The 5,686-nt window shown below is 64.0% G+C and carries 5 protein-coding genes; 1 reads left to right on the top strand and 4 read right to left on the bottom strand.

What is annotated here, in order from left to right:
- A partial coding sequence (locus EN781_RS23865; protein WP_127400381.1) for a CBS domain-containing protein occupies nucleotides 1-457 on the top strand: 457 nt, incomplete at its 5' end.
- A 152-nt stretch (nucleotides 458-609) separates the two neighbouring features.
- Here the strand turns inward: EN781_RS23865 and EN781_RS23860 are convergent.
- The 4 genes from EN781_RS23860 to EN781_RS23845 form a co-directional block, all read right to left on the bottom strand.
- Entirely contained in the window at nucleotides 610-1,074 is a 465-nt protein-coding gene (locus EN781_RS23860) for an NfeD family protein (protein ID WP_126058425.1), read from the bottom strand.
- Nucleotides 1,075-1,115: 41 nt separating this feature from the next.
- Nucleotides 1,116-2,063: an SPFH domain-containing protein gene (locus EN781_RS23855; RefSeq protein ID WP_126058426.1), complete on the bottom strand. Its 948-nt coding sequence runs from the start codon at nucleotides 2,061-2,063 to the stop codon at nucleotides 1,116-1,118.
- 137 nt (nucleotides 2,064-2,200) lie between these two features.
- Nucleotides 2,201-3,265: a ferrochelatase gene (hemH, locus tag EN781_RS23850; protein WP_127400380.1), complete on the bottom strand. Its 1,065-nt coding sequence runs from the start codon at nucleotides 3,263-3,265 to the stop codon at nucleotides 2,201-2,203.
- Between the two features lie 160 nt (nucleotides 3,266-3,425).
- Nucleotides 3,426-5,387 (bottom strand): bifunctional UDP-sugar hydrolase/5'-nucleotidase, encoded by a 1,962-nt coding sequence (locus EN781_RS23845; RefSeq protein WP_126058428.1) that lies wholly within the window; start codon nucleotides 5,385-5,387, stop codon nucleotides 3,426-3,428.
- Nucleotides 5,388-5,686: the final 299 nt, after the last annotated feature.

The following is a 5,686-nucleotide window of genomic DNA, read 5'->3' as shown; positions in this document are numbered from 1 at the left end:
GGCCATTGCGCTGCTCGAGGCGCGGGGCTTCACACCAGACCATTTCCGCACCTTCCACCCGGGCGGACAGCTCGGCGCCAATCTTACGCAGCTGCGCGAGATCATGCATGTCGGCGAGCGTCTGCCGCTGGTGCCGTCGGGCACCGGCATGAGCGAGGCGATCGTCGAACTCTCGCGCAAGGGCTTCGGCTGCGTGGCGATCACCGGCACCGATGGTGCGCTGATCGGCATCATCACCGACGGCGATATCCGCCGTCATATCGCCAACGACCTTCTGGCAATGAGCGTCGATCAGGTGATGACCAAGAAACCGAAGACGGCGACGCCGGACACGCTGGTGGCGACTGCCCTGCAGACAATCAACGCCTCCGCTATCACAAGCCTGATGGTGGTGGAGGGCGGACGCCCCGTCGGGCTCGTCCACCTGCATGATCTGCTGCGTATCGGCGCGGCTTAGGGGTATGTCGATATACAGGCGATGAGCACCGGAAGCGCAGGACGTCCGCGTCGCAGGCCGGCTTTCGAGTACGCTCCGCTCCGGTTCTCCGAAGTTGGCGTTCCCGACTCGGCCTGACCTGAATCTCAACACGCCCTGACCAGGGTCTCGCCTCAGATCGCCTCGACGGTCAGTTCCAGATCGGTATCGGCCGCGCCGGTGACGCGCACTTGCGTGCCGACCGGTAGATCCGGGCCGGAGACGCGCCACAGGGTGTCGCCCAGCCGGATGCGGCCGCGGCCGTTCTTGATCGGCTCGGCCAGCGTCGCGGTGCGGCCGACCATCTGCGCGCCGCGGCGGTTGAGCAGCGGCTGATCGGCGTCGTCATGACGACCGCCGACCAGTTTCTTGCCGACGAAGGCCGAGATCAGCGACAGGACCAGGAAGACCAGAACCTGGAGCTGCCAGGTCCAGAAGGCGGCGTCCCAGATGAGCAGCGACACCGCGCCGACGATCAGGGCGGCGATGCCGATCCACAGCATGAAGACGCCGGGCGCGACGACTTCCATCACCAGCAGCACGAAGCCCAGGACCATCCAGTTCCAAGGGCCGAGTTCGGAAATGATGCGATCAATCATGTGCGCTCTCCCAGAGCGGAGACATCAAATCGTGGAGACCATCAATTGTCGCCGGGGCGCACGACCGGCGGCCGCGAGCCTCGCTGCGTACCGGACGGGCCGTCTGCCTTGAAGACTTCCCTGGCGATCTCGCCGATGCCGCCCAGCGTGCCGATCAGCGACGACGCCTCCAGCGGCATCAGCACGATCTTGCTGTTCGAGGCCGAACCGATCCTGGTCAAGGCCTCAGTGTATTTCTGGGCGACAAAGTAGTTGAGCGCCTGCACGTCGCCCTTGGAGATGGCTTCGGACACGACCTGGGTCGCCTTGGCTTCGGCCTCGGCCGAACGCTCGCGCGCCTCGGCATCGCGGAAGGCTGCTTCCTTGCGGCCCTCCGCCTCGAGGATCTGCGACTGCTTGAGGCCCTCGGCGGCCAGGATCTGGGCGCGCTTGTCGCGCTCGGCCATCATCTGGCGGCCCATCGATTCAACCAGGTTGGCTGGCGGGTTGATGTCCTTGATCTCGACACGGGTGATCTTGATGCCCCAGGGATGCGCCGCCTCGTCGACGACGCGCAGCAGGCGCTCGTTGATGGCGTCGCGGTTGGACAGCAATTCGTCGAGGTCCATCGAGCCCATGACGGTGCGGATGTTGGTCATCGTCAGGTTGAGGATGGCGTTCTGCAGCCCGGCGACCTGATAGGCCGCCTGCGGGGCGTTGAGGACCTGGTAGAAGGCGACGCCGTCGACGCCGACGATGGCGTTGTCGCGGGTGATGATCTCCTGCGTGGGGACATCAAGCACCTGCTCCATCATGTTCATCTTGGCACCGATGCGCTCGAAGATGGGGTTGATGATGTTGAGACCCGGCGTCAGTGTCTTGGTGTAACGGCCGAAACGCTCCACCGTGTAGTTGTAACCCTGCGGCACCGTCCTGATGCCTTTGAAAAGAAGGATGATGACCAGGAAGACAAGAACAATGATGGCAATATCGAAACCGCTGAAGCCCATTTCGTTTTCTCCCTCAATAGGCGCCGACTTCACGAAATCACTTAAGTGTGTTTCCGCAGCGTTACAATCAGGTGATCACGAATATTGAATGGCGGAGGCTTTTGCGCACCGGTTTCAAGCTGTGGCGGCGAGGCGGGTCACACCCAGCCGGACAGCTCGCGCCGCACCATCGCCTCGATCACGGCCATGCCCTCGTCGCTGTCGTTGAGGCAGGGGATGTGGGCGAAGTTCCTGCCGCCGGCATGGTGGAAGGTTTCGGCTGCCTCGCGGCCGATCTCGTCCAGCGTCTCGATACAGTCGACAGAAAAGCCGGGATTGACGATGGCGATCGACTTGACGCCCTCCCTGGCGAGCTTCTCGACCGTCACATCGGTGTAGGGCTGCAGCCATTCCTGCGCGCCGAAGCGCGACTGGAAGGTGGTGATCAGCTTCTTCTCGTCCCAGCTAAGCTTCTCGCGCAGCAGCCTCGTCGTCTCCAGGCAATGGGCCCGATAGGGATCGCCCTTGTCGGAATAGGGTTTCGGGATGCCGTGATAAGAGGCGATGACCACTTCCGGCTCGAAGTCGAGGCTCGCCAGATGCCGTTCGATCGAGCGGGCAAGGGCCTCGATGTAGACGGGCTCGTCATAGTAGGGCGGCACGCTGCGGATCGCCGGCGCGCGCCTGATCTTCATCAGCGCGCGGAACAGTTGATCGTTGGCGGTCGCGGTGGTTGTCGCCGAATATTGCGGGTAGAGCGGAAAGGAAAGGATGCGGTCGCAGCCCTGCTCGACCAGTCCTCGGGCGACGCTCGCGGTCGAGGGGTTGCCGTAGCGCATCGCCCAGTCGACCATGACATCCGGCAGGTCGCCAAGCGCCTTGGCGAGCTTCTCCGCCTGGGCGCGCGTAAAGGTGCGCAGCGGCGACTCGTTCTTCTCCCGGTTCCAGATCCTGGCGTAGTTGGCGCCCGATTTCTTCGGCCGTGTCGTCAGCACCAGCCCGTAGAGGATCGGATACCAGATCGCCTTATTGAGCTCGATGACGCGCGGGTCGGAGAGGAATTCCCTGAGGTAGCGCCACATCGGGTTGAACTCGGTGCCCTCGGGCGTGCCGAGATTGATCAGCATGACGCCGACCTTGCCGGCCTTGACCCGCACGGAACCCGCCGGCAGCGGGCCGGCGGTCTTCGCGGCTTTGGGGTCGAGTGGGCTGGACAGCGTCATCAGGATCTCCGGGAACCGCGAAACCGGCGGGTGGCGCGGCGAAACTAACGATGCGGCGGCGGTTTTCAATGCTGCGTCTGGCCGCACCTCGCGGCGCCCTGGCCCGAAAGCAGAAGCCCGTCCGTTGCCCGGGCGGGTCTCCGACCTGCCGCGGCAGGAGCTATTTCGCCGCGGGCGGGATGGTGAGCGTCCCGCCGATCGGCAGCCGATGCGGCTCGTAATCCTTGTTGGCGCCCGAGATCAGCTTCCACTTGGTGGCGTCGCCATAGGCCTTCTTCGCCAAATCCCAGAAGGTGTCGCCGGCGACGATGACATGGCTGGCTTCTGCAGGCGTCGCCTCGGCCGGCTTTGCCGGCTCGGCAGCCGGGGCAGGGGCCGCTTCCGCGGGCTTGGCGGGTTCCGCCGCAGGCGCGGCAGGGGCCGTTTCCGCCGGAACCGTCGGCGGTGTCGTGGCGATGTCGCCCGAATTGGCAGGCAAGGCGGGCATCTCGGCGGGCGCCGCCGCGACGGTCGCGGCGATCTCGGTGATGCGGCCGTCGAGCTTCGGTGTATAGGGCCGATGCGCGCCGAGATAGTCGGCGACGACCTGCTCCAGGCCCGGGCCGTAGTCATAGGCGTTCTTGGCCTTCTCGGCGAAGACCTTGTAGCCGTCGCCGCCCTGGCGGACATAGTTGTTGGTGGCGACCAGATAGTCCTTGTCGGGATTGATCGGCGCCCAGGCGCCGTTCTCCATCACCTCGACCGACTTGACGCGTCCGGCGTTGGGCGCGACCGATTTGTCGAAGGAATATTTCAGGCCGGCGACCTGCGGGAAGCGCCCGGCGCCGTCCTCGATCTGGCTGAGGCCGCTTTCGAGCCCGGCGACGAGGTCCTTACCCGAGATCTGGAAGGTCGCCAGCGTGTTCTGGAACGGCAGCACGGTCAGCACCTCGCCCATGGTCACGGTGCCTTGGTCGATCGAGGCGCGCAGGCCGCCGCCATTCGAGATGACGATCTCGACGCCCTGGCCCTTGACGCGGTCGAGGATGGCATCGGAGACGAGGTTGCCCATCTCGCATTCGCGGGCGCGGCAGTTGTCGCGGCTGCCGTCGATGGCCTTAGTGGTCTCAGCCACTTCCTTGTTCTTCAATTCCTCGATCGGGGCGCCGAGCTCCTTGATGCGGGCGAGCACGGCCGGATCGGGCGTGATCGACTTGTCGAGGAAGATCGGGTCGCCGCTCGCTTGCTTGACGACGCCGTTGTCGTCGAACACGACCTTGAACTCGCCGAGATATTTCGAATAGGACGCCGCCTGCACCACCGGCACCTTGTAGCCATCGGGGTTGTCGACCATCGTCGGATAGGGGCCGGCCGCCTTCGGGTCGGTGTTCGACAGAAGCGTGTGGCTGTGGCCGCCGACCACCACGTCGATGCCGGGGATTTTCGCGATGACATCGCGCTCGCGGTTGTAGCCGATATGGGTCACCGCGATGATCTTGTTGACGCCTTGCGCCTTCAGCTTCTCGACCTCGGCCGTGATCGACTTGACGTCGTCTTCGATGGCGATGTTGGGGCCGGGCGAGGCAAGCTCCGGCGTATCATTGGTGACCGCGCCGACAATGCCGATCTTCTGGCCGCCGACCTCAAGCACGACCGACGGTTTGATCTTGCCCGCGGCGCCCGACTTGTCGTTGGGCACGACATTGGCGCTGATGATCGGGAACTTCGCCTTGTCCAGGTAAGGCACCAGCGCGCTCTCGCCGTCGTCGAATTCGTGGTTGCCGAGCGTCACCGCGTCGGGCTTGATCTGGTTGAGGAATTCCTCCTCCGCGGCACCCTTGTAGGTGATGTAGAAGAGCGAGCCCTGGAAGCTGTCGCCCGCATTGAGCAGTAGCACGTTCTGACCGTCGAGCTTCTTGCGTTCCTGCGCGATCGCGGTAACCAGCCGGCCGGCGCCGCCAATGCATTCGCCTTTGGTTTCTTCCTCGGCGGAGCATGTCGACTCGTATTTGTTGTTGCCTTCAATGCGGCTGTGCCAATCATTAAAATGCAGGATGTTCAATGTGTAGTCGGCAAAGGATGATCCGGCGGACAGGCCAAGCGCGGATGCTGAAAGAGCGGCAATGGCGGCGATCTTCTTCATTCTCGTCTCCCGGATGACCTTGAACCAGAGGCGCTTAACGCCCTTGCACTGAACGGGACATAGCAGCCAGATCCCGACCATGTTCCCATCGCGTTTTCATCGATGCAAGCGGAATCGGGCCAGCATTGCCGGGAGCAAAAAACGGCGGGTCGCCGGCCGCCGTCTTCCGAAAAGCGAAGGATGTACCGGCTTCAGGCGCGCCGCGTCAGCACGAAGTTCTGGCCCGACGCGCTGGTGCAATTGAGCTGGCTGGTGGAGATCATCAGGCAGTTGAAGCTGATCGGTGTCTGGCGGATCAG

It is taken from the genome of Mesorhizobium sp. M4A.F.Ca.ET.090.04.2.1, from assembly GCF_003999085.1.
Classification (GTDB): Bacteria; Pseudomonadota; Alphaproteobacteria; order Rhizobiales; family Rhizobiaceae; genus Mesorhizobium.
This window is presented reverse-complemented; position numbering and strand designations above follow the sequence as displayed.